The organism is Rhodoplanes sp. P11 (assembly GCF_964266735.1).
Taxonomy (GTDB): Bacteria; Pseudomonadota; Alphaproteobacteria; order Rhizobiales; family Xanthobacteraceae; genus Rhodoplanes; species Rhodoplanes serenus.
This window is the reverse complement of record NZ_CAXWGY010000017.1, coordinates 215420-234166: the sequence shown is the minus strand read 5'-3', so window position 1 is coordinate 234166 and position 18747 is coordinate 215420. Positions and strand designations below refer to the sequence as shown.

Annotated in this window: 19 protein-coding genes and 1 tRNA gene; 9 read left to right on the top strand and 11 right to left on the bottom strand. The window is 71.2% G+C overall.

Annotated elements, in window-relative coordinates:
- The first annotated feature begins 33 nt into the window (after positions 1-33).
- Positions 34-489 carry a hypothetical protein gene (locus tag ACFQUV_RS15625; RefSeq protein ID WP_307719448.1) on the top strand — a complete coding sequence of 152 codons (456 nt, stop codon included), beginning with the start codon at positions 34-36 and terminating at the stop codon, positions 487-489.
- 93 nt (positions 490-582) lie between these two features.
- Here ACFQUV_RS15625 and ACFQUV_RS15620 read toward each other — a convergent pair whose 3' ends face one another.
- The 3 genes from ACFQUV_RS15620 to ACFQUV_RS15610 all read right to left on the bottom strand — a co-directional run bounded on the left by ACFQUV_RS15620 (position 583) and on the right by ACFQUV_RS15610 (position 3850).
- Complete coding sequence (locus tag ACFQUV_RS15620) at positions 583-1566, bottom strand: dihydrodipicolinate synthase family protein (RefSeq protein WP_165363841.1); 984 nt, start codon at positions 1564-1566, stop codon at positions 583-585.
- An 82-nt stretch (positions 1567-1648) separates the two neighbouring features.
- Positions 1649-2713: a tripartite tricarboxylate transporter substrate binding protein gene (locus ACFQUV_RS15615; RefSeq protein WP_129608583.1), complete on the bottom strand. Its 1065-nt coding sequence runs from the start codon at positions 2711-2713 to the stop codon at positions 1649-1651.
- A 48-nt stretch (positions 2714-2761) separates the two neighbouring features.
- Positions 2762-3850: a mandelate racemase/muconate lactonizing enzyme family protein gene (locus ACFQUV_RS15610; RefSeq protein ID WP_165363840.1), complete on the bottom strand. Its 1089-nt coding sequence runs from the start codon at positions 3848-3850 to the stop codon at positions 2762-2764.
- A 171-nt stretch (positions 3851-4021) separates the two neighbouring features.
- Here ACFQUV_RS15610 and ACFQUV_RS15605 point away from each other — a divergent pair, with 171 nt between their 5' ends.
- From ACFQUV_RS15605 to ACFQUV_RS15590, 4 genes are all read left to right on the top strand, one after another.
- Positions 4022-4996, top strand: a complete 975-nt coding sequence (locus tag ACFQUV_RS15605; protein ID WP_111388250.1) for a LysR substrate-binding domain-containing protein — start codon at positions 4022-4024, stop codon at positions 4994-4996.
- A gap of 206 nt (positions 4997-5202) precedes the next feature.
- Positions 5203-5619 (top strand): heme-binding protein, encoded by a 417-nt coding sequence (locus ACFQUV_RS15600; protein ID WP_129608581.1) that lies wholly within the window; start codon positions 5203-5205, stop codon positions 5617-5619.
- A 33-nt stretch (positions 5620-5652) separates the two neighbouring features.
- Positions 5653-6633 (top strand): D-glycerate dehydrogenase, encoded by a 981-nt coding sequence (locus ACFQUV_RS15595; protein WP_129608580.1) that lies wholly within the window; start codon positions 5653-5655, stop codon positions 6631-6633.
- A 123-nt stretch (positions 6634-6756) separates the two neighbouring features.
- Complete coding sequence (locus ACFQUV_RS15590; RefSeq protein ID WP_129608579.1) at positions 6757-7854, top strand: NAD-dependent epimerase; 1098 nt, start codon at positions 6757-6759, stop codon at positions 7852-7854.
- Positions 7855-7881: 27 nt separating this feature from the next.
- On the opposite strand, the gene ACFQUV_RS15585 is transcribed toward ACFQUV_RS15590, so the two are convergent.
- Entirely contained in the window at positions 7882-8277 is a 396-nt protein-coding gene (locus tag ACFQUV_RS15585) for a hypothetical protein (protein WP_129608578.1), read from the bottom strand.
- A 226-nt stretch (positions 8278-8503) separates the two neighbouring features.
- Positions 8504-9433, bottom strand: a complete 930-nt coding sequence (locus ACFQUV_RS15580; RefSeq protein ID WP_129607922.1) for a histone deacetylase family protein — start codon at positions 9431-9433, stop codon at positions 8504-8506.
- Between the two features lie 275 nt (positions 9434-9708).
- Here ACFQUV_RS15580 and ACFQUV_RS15575 point away from each other — a divergent pair.
- Positions 9709-9783, top strand: a tRNA-Gln gene (locus ACFQUV_RS15575).
- 143 nt (positions 9784-9926) lie between these two features.
- Here ACFQUV_RS15575 and ACFQUV_RS15570 read toward each other — a convergent pair.
- From ACFQUV_RS15570 to ACFQUV_RS15550, 5 genes are all read right to left on the bottom strand, one after another.
- A complete protein-coding gene (locus tag ACFQUV_RS15570; RefSeq protein ID WP_129607921.1) occupies positions 9927-10262 on the bottom strand; it encodes a thiosulfate oxidation carrier complex protein SoxZ in 336 nt (111 codons plus the stop codon).
- Positions 10259-10771, bottom strand: a complete 513-nt coding sequence (locus ACFQUV_RS15565; protein WP_129607920.1) for a thiosulfate oxidation carrier protein SoxY — start codon at positions 10769-10771, stop codon at positions 10259-10261. Before ACFQUV_RS15565 ends, ACFQUV_RS15570 begins: the two co-directional genes overlap by 4 nt.
- Entirely contained in the window at positions 10771-12060 is a 1290-nt protein-coding gene (locus ACFQUV_RS15560) for an NAD(P)/FAD-dependent oxidoreductase (RefSeq protein ID WP_129607919.1), read from the bottom strand. Before ACFQUV_RS15560 ends, ACFQUV_RS15565 begins: the two co-directional genes overlap by 1 nt.
- A 9-nt stretch (positions 12061-12069) precedes the next feature.
- Positions 12070-12405: a c-type cytochrome gene (locus tag ACFQUV_RS15555; RefSeq protein WP_129607918.1), complete on the bottom strand. Its 336-nt coding sequence runs from the start codon at positions 12403-12405 to the stop codon at positions 12070-12072.
- A 242-nt stretch (positions 12406-12647) separates the two neighbouring features.
- A complete protein-coding gene (locus ACFQUV_RS15550) occupies positions 12648-13637 on the bottom strand; it encodes a lipase family protein (protein WP_129607917.1) in 990 nt (329 codons plus the stop codon).
- 132 nt (positions 13638-13769) lie between these two features.
- Here ACFQUV_RS15550 and ACFQUV_RS15545 point away from each other — a divergent pair, with 132 nt between their 5' ends.
- The 3 genes from ACFQUV_RS15545 (at position 13770) to ACFQUV_RS15535 (ending at position 17315) form a co-directional block, all read left to right on the top strand.
- The gene (locus tag ACFQUV_RS15545) at positions 13770-15557 is read left to right on the top strand and encodes a metallophosphoesterase (protein WP_129607916.1); all 1788 of its coding nucleotides are present in this window, start codon (positions 13770-13772) and stop codon (positions 15555-15557) included.
- A gap of 146 nt (positions 15558-15703) precedes the next feature.
- Positions 15704-16690, top strand: a complete 987-nt coding sequence (locus tag ACFQUV_RS15540; protein ID WP_129607915.1) for a glycosyltransferase family 8 protein — start codon at positions 15704-15706, stop codon at positions 16688-16690.
- A gap of 151 nt (positions 16691-16841) precedes the next feature.
- Positions 16842-17315, top strand: coding sequence for a hypothetical protein (locus ACFQUV_RS15535; protein ID WP_111385845.1), 474 nt, complete (start codon positions 16842-16844; stop codon positions 17313-17315).
- 104 nt (positions 17316-17419) lie between these two features.
- On the opposite strand, the gene ACFQUV_RS15530 is transcribed toward ACFQUV_RS15535, so the two are convergent.
- The gene (locus tag ACFQUV_RS15530) at positions 17420-18529 is read right to left on the bottom strand and encodes an alkene reductase (protein WP_129607914.1); all 1110 of its coding nucleotides are present in this window, start codon (positions 18527-18529) and stop codon (positions 17420-17422) included.
- Positions 18530-18747: the final 218 nt, after the last annotated feature.

The following is an 18747-nucleotide window of genomic DNA, read 5'->3' as shown; positions in this document are numbered from 1 at the left end:
ACTTTCGTGTCACATCAACCGGAGGATTCCCCCGTGAAGAACACTTTTCTGCCCGGCGCCGTCCGGGTTGTCTCGGCGTCGCTGACCGCGGCGTCGTTTCTCGTCCTGTCGGCCGCCGTCGGTCCCACCGTGGTGGCGCCGGCGCTGGCTCAATCGCATGCGCACGGCCAGGGCCATCAGAAGGGGCCGAACGGCGGCGACATGAAGGACATCGCCGGCGTCCATGCCGAGATCCTGGTCGCGGGCCGGACCATCACGATCAACGTCTTCGACGATGCGGACAAGCCGGCGAGCACGAAGGGATTCACCGGCTCGGCGTTGGTCAGCGACGGCAAGACCAAGGAGACGGTGACGCTGGCGCCCTCGGGCGAGGCCGCCCTGAAGGGCGAGGCCAAGGGTGCGATCGCGGCCGGCGCCACGATCACGATCCTGCTCAAGACGGAGGCCGGCAAGACCGGCCAGGTGCGGTTCTCGCCGCACGACCACTGATCCGAGATCCGGCCGACCGGCGACGGCCGGTCGGGATCACCGGGGCGGGCCATGCGGCCCGCGCCCGGATGGCGATCGGTCCGGCCGCGGCCGTCAGGCGGCGTGCGAGGCGCGCGCCCCTGCCGGCACCGCCAGGCCGCAGCCCGCGAAGGCGATGCGGATGGCCTCGCGCTCGTCCTCGGTGAGCGGCAGCATCGGGCGGCGCACCGGGCCGCCGGCCTGGCCGAGCAGCTCCTGCCAGTATTTCTGCTGCGCCTGCGGCTTGCCGGGCGGGCGCGTGCGCCGCAGCGCATGGCGCACCGGGTCGAGGCTGTCGCGCACCTCGCGGGCGCGCTCGAACTCGCCCTTGAAGGCGAGATCGGTGTACTCGCGCATGCGGCGGTCGACGGTGCTCTGGAGCAGATAGGGCGGCGACGAGCACAGATAGAGGCGCCAATCGAGCTCGACGATGTTGTCGAGCCACTCCTCCTCGGACGCCGTGCTGACGATCAGCTTGCCTTCCGTGAGGCGGGTCAGGCGCGCATACATCTCGCGGGGGACGCTGTACTTGATGGCGACGATGTTGGGCAGCTCGGCGATGCGGGCGCACAGCTCCGGGCTCATCAGATAGCCGCTGTCGGGATGGCTCCACATGGCGATGCCGATGTCGAGCTGTTCGCTGAGATGCCGGTAGTACTCGTACAGCGTCTCGTCCTGGTCGGTGACGAAGTGCATCACCGGCGCATGCACCACGATGCTGCCGGCGCCGACCGCCTGGGCGTGGCGGGCGAGGTCGAGCACCGTGTCGAGGTTCTGGTCCGAGCACGACATGATGGTGCCAGCGCGGCTGCCGATCTCGTCGACCGCGATCTCGAACAGCCGCTTGCGCTCGGCGACCGACAGCGAGAAGAACTCGCCCTGCTTGCCGGCGACGAACACCCCGTCGATGCCGAGCTCGTCGACCCAGTGGCGCAGGTTGCGGCGGAAGCCGGCCTCGTCGACCAGGAGGTCCGGCGTGAACGGCGTCAGCGCCGCCGCCCAGATGCCCCGCATGTGTTCACGCGCGAACGCCTTGGCATCGTGTTTTTGATATTGCACGGGGGGCTCCTCGGTCGGCTCGGGGAAGAAGGCGGGCCGGCGCGGAACGCCGGCCCGCGGGGGTGCGCGGGGGGGCGGCGATTCAGTTGTCGAGCTTGATGTTGCGGTCGGCGATGACGCGGCCCCAATGGGCGCGGTCGCGGGCGATGCGGGCGGTGAACTCGGCCGGAGTCGTAGGCGTCGGCTGCGCCCCCATCGCCTCGAAGGCCGCCACCAAAGTGGGGTCGGAGAGCGCGACGCGCACCTTTTCGGCGATCTTGGCGGCGAGCGCCGGGTCCATCTTGGCGGGACCGAACAGGCCGAACCAGCTCGCCCCGGTGACGCCGGGAAAGCCCTGCTCGGCGATGGTCGGAATGTCGGGCGCCGCCTTGCTGCGGCTCTCGCCGACCAGGCCGATCGCCTTCATGGTGCCGCCCTGGATCTGCGGCAGCGCCGCCGGGAGATCCGCGAACAGCCCCTCGATGGTGCCCGCGATGGCATCCGTCATGGCCGGCGCGACACCCCGATAGGGCACATGCAGGAAGTCGGTCTTGGTCGCTTCCTTCAGCAGCTCGACATAGAGATGCAGGATGTTGCCGAAGCCGGCGGAGCCGAGCGACAGCGGCTTCGCGCTGCTCTTCGACAAGGCGATCAGCTCGGCGACATTGCCGGCCGGCAGCGCGGTGCGGACGACGAGTGCCGTGCCGTTGACGACGACGAGCGAGATCGGCGTCAGATCGGTCGCCACGTCGAGGCTCGACTTCTTGTCGAGATGCGGCGTGATGGTGAACAGCCCCGAGGTGGCGAGCAGCAGCGTGCGGCCGTCGGGCTCCGCGGTCGACACCGCGGCGGCCCCGGTCGCGCCGTTGGCACCCGGCTTGTTCTCGATGATCACCTTGGCGCCGAGCGGCTCGCGCAGCCGCTCGGCGAGATGGCGGGCGATCAGGTCGGCCGGGCCGCCGGCCGCCATCGGCACCACCATGCGCACCGCGGCGTCGCCGGGCTGCGCGTCGGCACGCTCGGCCCCCGTGGCGGCGAGCAGCAACACCGCGACGGCGAGCGCCAGCCCGAGGGGGCCGACACCTCGCCGCCGCGGGGGTCCGCCGCGCCGGAACAGAGCCGCAGGAGAACGAACAGGGGTCGACGGAAGCGGAGTCGGAACGGTCATCGCACTGCTCCTCGGGTCGGCCTCGTGACGGTGGACAGGCGGCTCTCGTCAGATCCGCCAAGCGATCTCGGGCCGCAGCCGCACGCCGCAGCCGACCTCGTCGGAGATCCACACGGCGCCGTCGCGCACCTCGAGTCCTTCGAACGGGTCGTCCATGACATGCAGGAACTCGGCCACCTCGCTGGGGAAGCCGAGATTGGGCAACGCCGCACAGAGCTGCACCGCATGGGCGGTCAAGAGCCGGCTGCCCACGGTGGCACCCATCCGGCAGCCGAGCTGCGCCGCCTCGCAGATGCGGGCCGCCGCGAACACGTTGCGCAGGCCGCCCATCTTGGTGACCTTCAGGCTGACGGCGTCGACGACGCGGTGGGCCGCCAGCGCGAAGGTGCTCTCCGGCGAATGGGCGCTCTCGTCGGCCTCGACCGCGATCGGTACCGTGCGGGTCACCAGAGCGAGGCCGTCGAGATCGGTCTCGCGCACCGGCTGCTCGATCATCTCGACCCCGTACTCGGCGACGCGGGCGACGAACGCGATGGCGTCCTTGGCCCGGAACGACATGTTGGGATCGAGGGTGAGGCGCACCTCGGGGCCGACCGCGCGGCGCACCGCGCGCACCCGGGCGACGTCCTCGGCGACGTCGCCGCCCACCTTGAGCTTGAGGCAGCGGAAGCCCTCGTCGATGCGGGCGCGCGCCTGCGTCGCCATGCCGTCCGGGTCCTTGAGGGCGAGCATGCGGCAGACCGGGATGGCGTCGCGGACGCGGCCGCCGAACAGACGGTGCAGCGGCACGCCGAGCAGGCGGGCGGCGAGGTCGTGGAGGGCGCAGTCGATGCCGGACTTCGCCGGCGCGTTGCCGCGGATGCCCTTGTCGACCAGGCGCAGATTGCCCTCGATCGCCAGCGCGTCGCGCCCCACCAGCGGTGCGGCGAGGCGGTGCAGCACGCTCTCCACCGCCGCATTGGTGGCGCCGAGATGCGTGAAGGCGGCGGCGTAGCCCCAGCCGATGGTGCCGTCCTCGGCGACCAGCGCCACGATGCAGGCATCCCAGTGCGGATAGGCCTGGCCGGCGAACTTCCACTCCGGGTCCTCGTCGGGCAGGCTGACCGGGACCACGGCGTATCTGGCGATCTTCGGCACGACGGGGTCCTCATGCGCGGCGGCGTGCATGGCGCCGGCCGGGGCGTCACGACGGCGACGGTCAAAACGGCGACGGTCAGAACGGCGACTTGCCGAATGGTAGCGACAGGCGTCGATCTCGCGTAATGAAATACAGTCGCGCCGATATAACCGGATGGTTATGCTGCCGCCATGGCTCTCGCGTCGAACCAAACCCGCTACACCGCCATCATCGCGCGGCTCAAGCTGCGCCACCTCCGGCTGATCGATGCGATCGTCGAGGCGCACAGCATCTCGGGCGCGGCGGCGCGCCTGCACATCACCCAGCCGGCGGTGTCCAAGGGGCTGCGCGAGGCCGAGGACATCCTCGGCGTGCGGCTGTTCGAGCGCGGGCCGCGCGGTCTCGCGCTCACGGTGGTGGGACGTGCCGTGGTGGCCCGCAGCAAGGCGATCCAGCTCGAAATCCGCCAGGTGAGCGACGAGATCGACGCCCTCAGCTCGGGCCTTTCCGGGCTCGTCACCGTCGGGGCGCAGCTCGTCGCGCTGCCGGCGCTGGTGCCCGCCGCGGTGCGCCTGCTGCGCGACCGTGGCGTGATGGTGCCGGTCCGCGTCATCGAAGGCACCCTGGATGCGCTGTTGGAGCAGCTCCGGGCCGGCGCCCTCGACCTGATCGTCGGGCGGCTGCCGCCGGTCGATCGCGACCAGCGGCTGGTCCAGGAGGTGCTCGGCCAGGAGCCCATCGTGGTGGTGGCGGGGGCCGGCCATCCGCTCGCCCGCAGGGCGCGGGTCCGCCATCGCGATCTCGCCCAGGCCGACTGGGTCTTCCCGCCGCCGGGCAGCCCGGCGCGTGCCCCGGTGATGCAGCTCTTCACCCAGCACGGCCTGGCGCGGCCGCCCGGCTATGTGGAGACGACATCGTATTTGACGGTGCGGGCGTTGCTCATCGAGCACGGCATGGTCGCCGCGCTGCCGCGTAGGACGGTGATGCGGGACGTCGAGGCGGGATGGCTGCGGATTCTGCCGCTGGCGTTCTCGCAGGAGTCGCTCGCCCTCGGCCTCACCATGGCGGCCGACGTGCCGCCCTCGCCGGCGGCCCAGCGGCTGGTGGAATGCCTACGCGAGGCGGCCCGCGCCGAGGCGGCTGGGCTGGCCCAGCGCGAACCTTAGAGCGGTATCCGATCCAACTGGATCGGCCCCGCTCCAGAAGTCCTTATTTGATCGCATTTTCGACGGCGAACCGGGTCCCACTCCGCCGGACAATGCTCTAGCCCGCGCGCGGTCCGTCATGGCGGCCCGGCGGCCCGCGCGGTTCCAGCCGGCCGGAAACTGGTGCATGAAAGGGTGCCACCCTCTGCAATCCCCCGAGGAGCCCCATGGACACGATCTCGCTGGACACCGCGCAGGCCCTGGTTTCGGCCGCCCTCGCCCGAGCCGCCGCCGATCACGGCAAGCCGGTGTGCGTCGCGGTGTGCGACGCCGTCGGCAACCTGATCGCTTTCGCGCGCGCCGACGGGGCGCCGCCGCGCAGCATCCAGCTCGCCCAGGACAAGGCCTACACGGCCGCCCGCATGGGCACCGACACCGACGCCTTCCACGCCCGTCTGAAGCGCGAGGAGGTGCAGGCGCGCGACTTCGGCGACGCCCGCCTGACCGCGCTGCTCGGCGGTGCGGTGCTCAAGAGCGGCGCCGGCCAGGTGATCGGCGGCGTCGGCATCAGCGGGCTCGCATCCGCCGAGGATCACGCCATCGTTCAAGCGCTGGCGGGACGTATCGCCTCCGATTCACTCTGACCGCAACTCGAACGCCGGAACACAGGTGCCGCCATGGCCAAGCCCAACGTCCTCGTGACCCGCATGGTGCCGCAGGAGAATCTCGACCGCCTGCGCGAGCGGTTCGACGTCGAGGTCAACACCGAGGACCGTCCGCTGACGCGCGAGGAGCTGAAGAGCAAGGTGAAGGGGCGCGACGCCATCCTGTCGATGCTGACCGACACCATCGACGGCGAGATTCTCGACGCCGCCGGGCCGAAGTGCCGGATCGTCGCCAACTTCGCGGTCGGCTACAACAACTTCGACCTCGCCGCGGCCACCCGGCGCGGCGTCGTGCTGACCAACACGCCGGGCGTGCTCGACGACGCCACCGCGACGCTCGCCTTCACGCTGCTCCTGTCGGTGGCCCGCCGCATCGTGGAAGCCGACAAGTATGTGCGTGACGGCAAGTGGACCGGCTGGGCGCCGCTGTTCTTCATCGGGCTCGACGTCGACGGCAAGACGCTCGGCGTCGCCGGACTCGGCCGCATCGGCAAGAACATGGCCCGCAAGGCGGCGGCGTTCGGCATGAAGATCATCTACAACGACGTGCGGCGCGATGCCGAACTCGAAGCGGCGCTGGGCGCCCGCTTCGTCGACAAGGAGACGCTGCTGCGCGAGTCCGACTTCCTCACGCTGCATGTGCCGCTGATCCCGGAGACGCATCACTACATCGGCGAGAAGGAGCTCGCCGCCATGAAGCCGACCGCGGTGCTGATCAACGCGGCGCGCGGCCCGGTGGTCGACGAGAAGGCGCTGGCGCGCGCCCTCAAGGACAAGGTGATCTGGGGGGCCGGCCTCGACGTGTTCGAGAACGAGCCGAAGGTCGAGCCGGACTTGCTCGGCCTCGACAATGTCATCGTGGTTCCGCACGTCGCCTCGGGCACCACCGAGACGCGCCTCAACATGGGGCGCATCGCGGTCGACAACATCGTCCGGGTGCTCGGCGGCCAGCCGCCGGCGACCTGCGTCAATCCGGACGTGCTGAAGAAGTAGCGCCGGCGGCCCGGGCGACGGGCCGTCCAAACGGCCTTCCACGGCTGGACAAGTCCCCCCGCCCTTGGCAAGACGGCCGCATCCCGTGCGGCCGTCGGCCGCCGCGGGCGTATGCGGGGGGCCATGCCGACCGAACCTCAGGCGAACGAGCGCGAGCCGACCGGGCGCGAGAAGAGCGGGCGCGACACGAGCGGACGCGCGCCCGCCGACACCGACCCGGTTCTCGTCACCGGGGCGGCCGGCTTCATCGGCTTCCATGTCGCGGCGCGGCTGCTGGCGCAGGGCCGGCGGGTGGTCGGGCTCGACAATCTCAACGACTATTACGACCCGGCCTTGAAGCGGGCGCGGCTCGCGCAGTTGACCCCGGTGGCCGGGTTCCGTTTCGAGGCGGTCGATCTCGCCGACCGCGCCGCGGTCGCCGCCCTGTTCGCCCGGGACAGGTTTCCGGTGGTGATCCATCTCGCCGCGCAGGCGGGGGTGCGCCACTCGCTCAATGATCCGTTCGCCTATCTGGACGCCAACTTGGCCGGTTTCCTCGCCGTGCTGGAGGGCTGCCGCCATCACGGCTGCCGGCATCTGCTCTACGCCTCCTCGTCCTCGGTCTACGGCGCCAACACCGCGGTGCCGTTCGCCACCGGCCAGAACGTCGATCACCCGCTCAGCCTCTACGGCGCCACCAAGAAGGCCAACGAGCTGATGGCGCACGCCTACAGCCACCTGTTCGGCCTGCCGGCGACCGGCCTGCGGTTCTTCACCGTGTACGGCCCGTGGGGACGACCCGACATGGCCATGTGGCTGTTCACCGAGGCGATCGCCCGCGGCCGGCCGGTGCGCCTCTTCAATCACGGGCGGATGCGGCGCGACTTCACCTATGTGGACGACGTGGTCGAGGCGGTGGTGCGGCTCGTCGATCGTCCGCCGGCACCGAACCCGTCGTGGTCGGGCGAGGCGCCCGATCCGGCGTCGAGCCGGGCGCCCTGGCGGATCTACAACATCGGCAACAACCGGCCGGTCGCGGTGCCGCGGGTGGTCGACCTGATCGAGCAGGCGCTCGGCCGTGCCGCCATCCGGGAGATGCTGCCGATGCAGCCCGGCGACGTGCCGGAGACCTGCGCCGATGTCGACGCCCTCACCGCCGCGGTCGGCTTCCGCCCGGCGACCGCGATCGAGGATGGGGTGGCGCGCTTCGTCGCCTGGTGGCGGGAGCACCAGGGCGCCTGATCCGGCATTGCCCCCGACCGACGCGCCTCAGTGGGCGGCCGCCATGTCGAACGCCACGAATTCCTGGTGGACGCAGCGGTCGGTGCCGATCGCCGTGCGGGTGTCGACCACCTTCTCCTTCTGGATGAAGAAGGCGTAGTAGACGGCGCCGTTGCCCTTGGGGTCTGACTTCAGGCAGACGATCCAGGACGGTCCGCCGATGCGATCGATCCAGCGCGGCTCGGAGATGGCGAGGCCGCCGGTCTCGATCGGGGTGGGCAGAGTCTTGGCGGCGGCGGCGACCAGGCGCCGATAGGGCGGCACCGGCTCGGGCGACAGCATCTGGCTGCGCTCGTAGCTGTCGTCGAAGAACGGGCCGCTGAGGCTGCATGCGCCGAGGCTCGATCCGGCGGCCGCGGCGAGCATCAGCAGGGACGGCGCCATCCACGTCCCCCATCGGGACGGGCGGCTCGCCGTCGATCGTCGGTCGCGACCGCAGTGCCCGCCGTTCGTCGGGCGTCCGCCGTTCTCGCTGCTCGTCGCCCTGTCCCGCCCCACGCCACCGCCCCACCACCGACGCCCGCTCCGGCACCGACCTGCCGGACGCTTGCGTCGAATTTGCGATCGGGGCCGCCCACGGCGAGCCGGTCTCGACGTCGTCGAAGACGGTCTAGCCGCGCATCAGGGCCGTGACATGCACGGCGACCGAGCGGGCGAGCCCCTGGAGGTCGTAGCCGCCTTCGAGCAGCGACACCAGCCGGCCGCCGCAGCAGGTGTCGGCGACGTCCATCATCCGCTTGGTCACCCAGGCGTAGTCGGGCTCCAGCAGGTTGATGTTGGCGAGCGGGTCGCGCATGTGGGCGTCGAAGCCGGCGGACAGCACCACCAGATCGGGGCGGAAGTCGAGCAGCCGCGGGATGATGATGTTCTCGAAGGCGTCGTGGAACTCGTCGCCGCCGTCGCCGGCCCGCAACGGCACGTTGACGATGGTGCCGTGCTCGCCCCGCTCGGAGGCGGCGCCGGTGCCGGGATAGAGCGGCATCTCGTGGGTGGAGCAGTACATCACGTTGCGGTCGGCCCACAGGATGTCCTGGGTGCCGTTGCCGTGGTGGACGTCGAAGTCGATCACCGCGGCGCGCTCGGCGCCGTACTTCTCCCGGGCGTGGCGGGCCGCGATCGCCGCGTTGTTGAAGAAGCAGAACCCCATGGGCTGGGTGATCTCGGCGTGGTGGCCGGGCGGCCGCATGGCGCAGAAGGCGTTGGCGACCCGGCCGGTCATCACCTCGTCGACCGCCAGCACGGCGCCGCCCACAGCGCGCAGGGCCGCCTCGTAGGTGCCGGGTGACATCGAGGTGTCGGAGTCGAGCTGCACCATGCCATCGGTCGGGCTCGCCTCGCGAATGGCCTCGATGTAGTCGGGCGTGTGGCAGAGCGCGATCCGGTCGATGGCGGCGACCGGCGCCTGGTCGCGGGCGAGCGACTGGAACGCCTCCTGCTCGAGCACGCGCTCGATCACCCGGAGACGGTCGGGACGCTCGGGATGTCCGAGGGGCGGAATGTGCTCGAGGCCGGCCGGATGGGTGATGTACAGCGTCGTCATTGGATGTGTCGGGTCATGCAATTCAACCATATCGCGTCGTCGGCGCCCCGCTGTCAAAGAAAATCCGGCCCCGCCGCAGCCGGCTCCGAACCCTCGGGCGGCCGCACCGGACGCGACCACGGCGGTGACCGCCGCCACCCGGCGGCCGCCTGAGGCGCCGACCCGGTGCCGCCGAGGGGAAATCTTCGGGCGGCGTGCTGGACGTGTTGATCCCGCCGGTGCGCACACGTATGGTCCGGCCGCGCCGAGGAGGCCCTCGTTCGTCCGGGCCGTGGTGGGGCGTAGCCAAGTGGTAAGGCAGCGGATTTTGATTCCGCCATTCCCTGGTTCGAATCCAGGCGCCCCAGCCAGCGGCCAAGTCTCTGGAAAATCTCGCCTCCACGGGTCGTGCCGCGTGGTCGTGCCGGGGCCGTCGCGGGCGCCGCGACGCCGAGCGGGCGAGCTCCCGGCGCCGCCCGGCCGGTGAGCCGAGCGACAGGCGCAGGCGGGGCGCTCAGGCGACGACGATGCAGGCGGCCGCCGTCAGGCTGCGGCCGTCCTCGTGCAGCCAGGTGAAGGCGAGCTCGGTCGTCCGCTCGATCGTCAGGAAGAACACCAGATAGGGATTGGCCGAGGTCGCGTTGCGGAACTCGGCCGCGAACACGACGGCACCGTTCGCCCGCACGATCAGGCGGGCCAGCATGTCGCGCGGCACCGGCTGGCCGTCGTCGCCCTTGCGTAGCCCGGTCTCCATCGGATGGTCGACCAGGGTGCGGATCTCCACCACCTCCCCGGCCTGCGCGGTCGCGGGCAGGCGCAGCCGCGGCCGTCCGGTGAGCGCGGCCGTCATGACAGGCAGCCTCCGACCTTGACGTCGATGACGACGGCGGCCCGCCGCACCGTTCCGGTCGACAGCTCCGCCAGCACCACGACGGTCTGCTTGGCGGCCAGCCGCATGCGCAGGGTGACCTGGGCGCGGCCGTTGGCGGGGCCGAGCCGATAAGTCGCCACATCAGGGGTCGGGTTCGCGGTCGCCACGATGTGGATGGCGCGGACGTGATCGGCGACCGTCATCGGACTGTCGACCGCGACGGTGAGCGGCACCACGGCGCCGTTCTCGGCCGCCTCCGGGGCGTGGAGGACGATGCCGCCGTCGACCGGCTCGGCGTCGCCGATCAGCGCCCGGATCGCCGCCGCGACCGTCCCGGGCGCCGCCACCGCGCCCGGCGCGGCGGCCAGCGCGGGCGCGGCCGGGATCGGCACCAGGGCGATGGTGGCGAGGCCGGCGCCGGCCAGACCGGCGCCGCCGCGCAGCAGGGCCCGCCGATCGATCGCCGGAGCCGCCCGGGAGGGTCCCATCAGCCGAACGCATCCTTGGTGATGCTGGCGTACCAGGAGTCGGCGTAGTGGGCTTCGAGCCGGCGCTGATCGCGAAGCTGCGCGAGCGGGCCGCGCGGCGACACGCCGCCGGAGTTCGGCGTCTCGACGAAGCCCTTCTCGCTCGGCCGGAACACGCCGACGATCGAGATGCCGTAGTCGTCGCCGACATGGCTGTAGCAGGTGTTGAAGTAGATCGGGTCCTTGGGCGGCTCGCGCCCCTCCAGCAAGGCGATCGCCGAGGCGACCGCCTGCTTCGACGTGGTGTTGGCGATGAAGCCCGACTTCGGCATCGCGCCCGGGATGTTGGCGTCGCCGATGACGTGGATGTCCTTCGCCCTGACGGCCTCGAACGTGTAGGGGTTCACCGGCACCCAGCCGGTCTCGTTGACGAGACCAGCGTCGACCGCGATGCGCGCCGCCGACTGCGGCGGGATGACATTGCCGACATCGACCTTGTGCCTCGTGCCGAACTCGGTCTCGAAGATCTTCTCCTTGGTGTCGACCCTCACCACCTTGCCATCCTTCGATCCCGGCACCCACTCGATCAGGCCGGGATAGAGCTCGTTCCAGGCGTCCTGGAACAGGCCCTGCTTGGAGAAGGCGTCCTTGTGGTCGAGCGCCAGGATCTTCGAGCGCGGCTTGTGCTTCTTGAGATAGTCGGCGACCAGACTGATGCGCTCGTAGGGACCCGGCGGGCAGCGGAACGGATTGGCCGGGATGGAGAAGGCGACCACGCCGCCGTCCGGCAGCGCTTCGAGCTGCTTGCGCAGCAGCGTCACCTGCTCGCCCTTCTCGGGCACCCAGGCGTGCGGGAAGATGCGCGCCGCGCCGGTGTCGTAACCGGCCAGCGCCCCCCACTTGATGGCGATGCCGGGCGACAGGATCAGCTTGTCGTAACGCACCGTGCCGCCACCGCCGAGCTTGATGGTCTTGGCGACGGGGTCGATCGCGTCGGCCCAATCGTGGATGAAGTCGACGCCGCGGCGCTTCAGCCGGTCGTAGGAATGCGTGATGGCGGCGAGATTGCGGCTGCCGCCGAGCAGCAGATTGCCGTACGGGCAGGTGACGAAGGACTTCTGCGGCTCGATCACCGTGACGGCGACGTGCGGGAAGGCGGTGCGAGCGTAACGCGCCGCCGAGGCGCCGCCGAAGCCGCCGCCGATGACGACGAGGCGCGGCGCCTTGGCCTTGGCGTGGACGACGGCGGGTGCGGCCAGGGTGGCGGTGGCCGACAGGACGAGGCGGCCGAGATCACGACGGGACAGCATCACGGCTCCTCAGCGCTTCACGGACGCGAAATAGGCAGCGAGCGCTGCGACCTCGTCGTCCGAGTAGCCGCGCGCGATGCGGTTCATGATCGTCGCGGTCGGCCGCTGATTGTTGCGGAACTCGCCCCAGACGCGCACGAAGGCGGCCGGATCGTAGCCGGCGAGGATCGGCGTGCCGCCCTGGCCGGCACCGTTCTGGCCGTGGCAGCCGGCGCACGCCTGGGCGTGCAGCGGGGCGACCGGCTGATGCGGCGTGGCGTGGGACTTGGGTTGGGCGAGCGCCGCCGACGCGGCGAGCACGGCGGCTCCTGCGGCAGCGATGACGACGACGGGACGGGACGGCATGACGGCTCCGTGACAGGCAAACCGAGTGACAGGCAAACCGAGTGACAGCGACGCGAGCGATGGACCTGTCGGGGGCCGCGTCCATCGTGATCAGGACGAGTACACAGCGCCGTCCGGCGTGGTTCAATCGGGCGACGAACATAAGAGTGGTTTTCCGCGCCATGCGGCCGCGGAGAAAAATCCGCGCCGGCGGAATCGTGTCGACCGCGCGCAACGTTCTCCGCGTCGATGGACGAGGCCCGTCACGATGGCGGCGCGAGCGCCATCCAATAGCGGTCGGGCAGGTGATCGCCGAAGGCCGGTGGCAGGACGCGCGACAGTTGCCCGATCGGGTCGGGCCTGATCTCGGGCGCGAGCGACAGCGACCACAGTTGTCGGAGCCCTTCCTTGACGCCGCCGATCAGCGCCGGGACGAAGGCCGGCTCATCGTCCGGCTCGCCGCACAGCGCGGCGGCGTCGAAGCGGGTGTGGCGTGCGCAAGTGAGACGCCGGCCGACATGGCCGTAGCCCAGCCGCGACGGCGGCACCGTCGGGACGATGTCCTCGCCATGCACCAGCCGCACGGTATGGGCACCGAGCGCCGCCTCGTAACGCTCGGCGAAGTGCGGGCCGCCGACCCGCGGCATGCCGAACGTCCACACCTGCGGCCGCAGGCCGAACGTGATCAGCAGCCGCTGCGCCGCCAGCACCGACAGGGCGCCGCCGAGGCTGTGGCCGGTGATCAGCAGCCGCGCGTCGCCGGCATGCTCCGACAGCGCCATCGCCACCGCGCCCCACACGGCGTCGAGCGCCGCATCGAAGCCGCGATGGATGCCCTCCGGGGTCTGCACGATGTCGAAGTCGGTCAGCCAGTGGGCGAGGTTGAGCGGATCGGTGCCGGCGAAGGCGAGAATGCGAGCGTCGCCGGTGGCGAGCAGCAGGCCGCGCGTGCCGGTGATCGGCAGCAGCGGGCTCGCGGGCGCGTCGAACCGCACGAGGCGTCGCGCTCCCCAGCCCGACACGACGGTGTCGATCTTGTCGAGCTCGTCCTCGTAGGCGAGCTGGGCGGCCCAGACGGCGGCGCGCGCGGCGCCGAGGTCGCAAGGCCCGGGCGGTGCCGGTGGCTCGGCCTCGTGCAACAGCCCGGCGAGCGCATCGGCCGGATAAAGCTCGATCGGAAGGCGGACCAGAAACGTCATCGGACGGGCGTCGCGCGCATCGTCCGAACGATCGACATGCGATCGGGACGTCATGCCAGCCTATCGGCGGACCGGGCGATTGTCGATCCGGTTGACATCGGTGCGCCCGCCGCGTGCAGTGTCGGCGGCATCGCGTGCCGCGCGGGCGACCGACGGTGAGGCACGAGGCCGGATGGCGAGGGGCGGATGACCGCGATCATCGATCCGCGTCGGGGCGACATCGAGGACGATGCGTCGAGCACCGAGCGGCACTCGCTCGTGTCGCTGGCCGGCAGCCTGCTGGCGGAGATCAGCCTGCCCAAGCTCGCGACCGCCTGGGTGCTGCTGATCGCCGTGCCGGCCCTGGTGGTCGGCGCCGCGCCGCTCGCCGTCACGCTGTGGTTCGCGACCCTGTCGAGCAAGCTCGCGACCGTGCTGTCGGGTGCCGGCTCGCTGCTGCTGCTCGGTCTGCTGGTCGGCGCCGGATGGTTCGGCGGGCGCCGCCTGCTGCCGGTCGCCGAGCGGAGCTTCTGGTCGCTGACGGCACTTGCCGTGCAGCCCGCCTATGCGATCGCCCGCGAGGCGCTACGCCATCTGGTCGAGAAGGCGTTGCCGGGCAGCGCCAGCGCCGAGGCGCGCGCCACCCTGCGGGCCGTGATGGCGGCGCTCGCCGGTCTCGCGGTGGCGGTGCCGACCGTCTGGCTGATCGCGGCGCTGTGGCCGGCAACCCGCTGGAGCGCGGGCCTCGCCGATCTCGCCGCCCCCTGGCCGCTGGTCGGTGCGGCAGCGGCGAACGCCACCGTGGCGGTCGCCTCTTATTTCGCCGCGTCGGCGCTGACCTGGGGCATCGCCGACGCCCTGATGGACCAGCCCCGCACCGTGACGGCGTTTCCGGAGGCGACGCCGGGGCGGACGCGCTGGCGCATCGCGCATCTGTCGGACATCCACATCGTCGGCGAGACCTACGGCTTCCGGATCGAGTGCGGCCGCGCCGGCCCGCGCGGCAACGAGCGTCTCGCCCAGGTGCTCGCGGCACTGGAGGCGGTCCACGCCCGCGAGCCGCTCGATCTCGTGCTCCTCACCGGCGATGTCACCGATGCCGGGCGCTCGGCCGAATGGGCGGTGTTCTTCGATCTCCTGGCGGCGCATCCGCGGCTCGCCGAACGGCTGCTGATCCTGCCCGGCAATCACGACGTCAACGTCGTCGACCGTGCCAATCCGGCGCGCCTCGATCTGCCCTTCGCCCCCGGCAAGCGGCTGCGTCAGGCCCGGATGATCTCGGCATTGGCGGCCGTGCAGGGCGACCGCGTCCATGTCGTCGACCGCGCGACCGGCAAGCCGGGCGCGACGCTCGCGGCCGCGCTCGCGCCCCACCGCGCCGCCATCGCGGCCTTCGCCGACACCGGCGCGCGGCGTTGCGGGCGCACCATCGCGGGCCTGTGGCCGGCGCTGTTTCCGCTGATCCGGCCGCCCGCGGCCCCCGACGGGCTCGGCGTGGTGCTGCTCGACTCCAACGCCGACACCCACTTCTCCTTCACCAATGCGCTCGGCCTGATGACGACCGACCAGATGGGCGCGGTCGCCGCCGCCTGCGCGGCGTTTCCGGCGGCGCGCTGGCTGATCGCCCTGCATCACCACCCGGTCGAGTATCCGATGCCGGCCAAGACGCTGTCCGAGCGCATCGGCACCGCGCTCGTCAACGGGAGCTGGTTCGTCCGCCGCCTCCAGGCGATCGCGCCGGGCGCCGTGGTGATGCACGGCCATCGCCATGTCGACTGGATCGGCCGATGCGGCGCGCTGCGCATCGTGTCGGCGCCCTCGCCCGTGATGGCGGCGGGAGACGGTGGCGAGACGCATGTCTACGTCCACACGCTGGAAGCCGGGCCGGAGCGGCTGGAGATGCTGGCGCCGACGCGGATCACGATCGCCGGCGCGGACGCCGGCCGTGCCGTCGCGAACGATACCGCGATGGTTGTGACGTCGGCGGCACGCTGACTCTGCCTTGCCGGCGGCGGTGCGCGACGTCGTCCGACCTCCCCTCTCGCCGGCGCGATACGCGCCGCCAGCCGCCACGATGGGCTTGCTGGATCGCGGTTTCGCCTCTAGGACAATTCTACCGTATCCCGCAAATTGATCACCTCATGGCTCAGCGTTTTGCAGTCGTCACCTGCTGCTCGGGTGACTGGATTCCGTTCGCGTGCGTGACGCTGGCCTCCGCCTGGCGCCATTTCGGCGGCGCCCGCCGCGTCGAGACCGACTTGCACCTGGTCACCAGCCTTCCGCTGGCCGCAGGCGATCGCGCTCTGATCGACCGCTTCTGCCAACAGCACGGCCTGACCATCCGGGTCTCTTGCCTGGATGCGAGCACGCTCACCGGCCTCTCGGTCGGCTTTTTCCATGTCTCGGCGCTGTACCGCCTCAAGCTAGATGCGCTGCTGCCGACGAGCTACGAGCGGGTTCTCTATTTGGACGCCGACACCCTGGTGTTGCGCAGCCTCGATCGCCTCTTCGACGTCGCGCTCGGATCGTCCATCGTGGCGGCGGTGGAAGACGTCGGCATGTTGTTCGGCGATCCGGCGAACCGCGAGACCGCGCGCCGCGGCGCCGGGCTGGCGCCGGAGGACCCGTACTTCAACTCCGGCGTGATGCTGTTCGACTGGCCCGCCATGCGTGCCGAACAGGTGATGGCCAAGGCCATCGACCGCCTCGCGCAGATCGACAGCCTCTATGCCGATCAGGACGCGCTCAATCATGTGCTGCGCGGCCGATGGAAGCGGCTGCCGCTCCGCTTCAACGTGCTCAATGCGGTCGACGAGTTCGCCGCGCTTCGGCCGGTCATTCGGCATTTCACCGATCACCGCAAGCCGTGGTCGTCGTCCTGCCGCAGCCAGGACCGCGGGTTCCGCCGGCACTATCGCGCGGCGCTCCGCGGCGTCTGCACGGATCTGGACGGCGTCGTCGCCCCCATCCATGTGCCGCTCCTCACCGCTCTGCGCGATCGGCTGTGGGCGTGGAAGGTTCGATTGAAGGACCCGTTCATCGGGTTGTCGCGCAAGCCGCGCTACCAGCGCCGACACCGAATCCGGCGCCTGATCATCGAGGCCATCCGGACGACCGAAACGGTGTAGCGCGCTTTTCGGCGAAGTGGACACCGCCCGTGGCCACCTGCCTGACGGCGCCTGGTCCGATGATCTCACAACTTTTTTGTTCTCGATCAAAACGCGAGCATGCCCCCGAGGGCATCGTTTCGGTTCCAGGCGGGGCCGGAGCGGACCAAGCATGACGATGTTGTTGCGGGCGCACGAGGAATGGTGCCGGTTTGCGCCGGGCCACCGTTACGGCTCGGTCGAGTCGCTGCTGGCCGCGCACCGCGAGGATTTCTGCGGCGTCGTCGCCGGCGTGCTGGGGCTCGGGACGGGCTGGCTTCCGGCGCCCGCCACCATCGACGGCAGCCGCGGCCTCTATGTGGGCGGCGGCGAGCTGTTCGTGTTCCTGGTGCAGGCGGGGCGGTCGCGCGGGCTGTTCGCCTGGTCGACGGCGCCGCGCTCCTGCGGCCTGACGACGTTCCGCTACGATCGCATCCTGGCCGACCACCGCGTCGTCGGCGCCGAGTCGGTCTGCGAGACCCTCATCGCCGAGACGCAGATGACCATCCGTAAGGCCGGCTATGCAGCGAGCTTCGATCTCGCCGGCGATCCCGCCGACCTGCTCGACATCCTGGCGCGTGGGGCGCCCCGCCGCACCATCCACTGAGGTCCGCCGAGGCGGACGCGACGAAGGCGGACGCGACGAAGGCGGACGCGACGAAGGCGGGCCGTGCCGGCTCCGCCCTCGCCGTCGGCGTGCGTGCGTGCCGATCAGGCCGGCTCGGTCTGGAGCGCCGGATAGTCGGTGTAGCCGTGGGCGTCGCCGCCGTAGAAGGTCTTGCGATCCGGCTCGTTGAGCGGGGCGCCGCGCCGCAGCCGCTCGACCAGGTCCGGATTGGCGATGAAGGCTCGGCCGAAGGCGACGAGATCGGCGCGGCCCTCGGCCACCGCCTCGGTGGCGAGGTCCCGGGTGTAGCCGTTGTTGACGATGAAGGCGCCCCGGAAGGCGCGGCGCATGGCGCCGTAGTCGAACGGTTGGCCGTGGTCGCGCTCCAGCCCGGTGAAGCCCTCGATGACGTGCAGATAGGCCGGGCCGATGGCGTCGATCCGCGGCACCAGCCAGCCGAACAGCGCCTGCGGATCGGAATCGGCGATGTCGTTGCCGGGCGACACCGGCGAGACGCGGATGCCGAGGCGCGCGCCGCCGACCTCCTTCACCACCGCCTCCAGCACCTCGAGCAGCAGCCGCGCGCGGTTCTCGATGGAGCCGCCATAGGCGTCGGTGCGCCTGTTGGTGCTGTCGCGCAGGAACTGGTCGATCAGGTAGCCGTTGGCGGCGTGCACCTCGACCCCGTCGAAGCCGGCCGCGATGGCGTTGGCGGCGCCGCGGCGGAAGCCCTCGACGATGCCCGGGATCTCGCCGATGTCGAGCGCCCGCGGCTCCGACGTGTCGACGAAGCGACCGCCCACGAAGGTCTTGGTGGCGGCTCGGATCGCCGAGGGCGCGACCGGAGGCTGGCCGCCGGGCTGAAGCGCGACATGCGAGATGCGCCCGACATGCCAAAGCTGGAGGAAGATGCGGCCGCCGCGGGCATGCACCGCGTCGGTGACGGTGCGCCAGCCGGCGATCTGCTCGGGCGCGTGGATGCCGGGGGTTGCCTCGTAGCCCTGCCCTTCGGGCACCACCTGGCTGGCCTCGCTGATCAGCAGGCCGGCGGAGGCGCGCTGCGCATAGTACTCGGCCGCGAGCGGGCCGGGCACGTTGCCGGGGGCGGCGCGGTTGCGCGTCAGCGGCGCCATCACGATGCGGTTGGGGAGGGTCAGGTCGCCGAGCCGGAACGGCTCGAACAGCGGGCCTGAGGCGGATTGCGTGTCGATCATGGGGTCCTCTCGGTTCGCATCGGACACCAAGCTCCGCCCGGGGCGTGCCCGAGGGCACGCCCGCTGGCCGCGGCGCGGGGGTCGCGCGGACATCGAGGAAAACCGGGTATCCGGCGTCGATGCTGACGTGGGTGCGGTGCACACATTCGTCAATGGCCGCGCCCCATGGCATCCGTGCAATCGACCGATTGCACGGCGGCAGGGGCGCCGGCATGGAC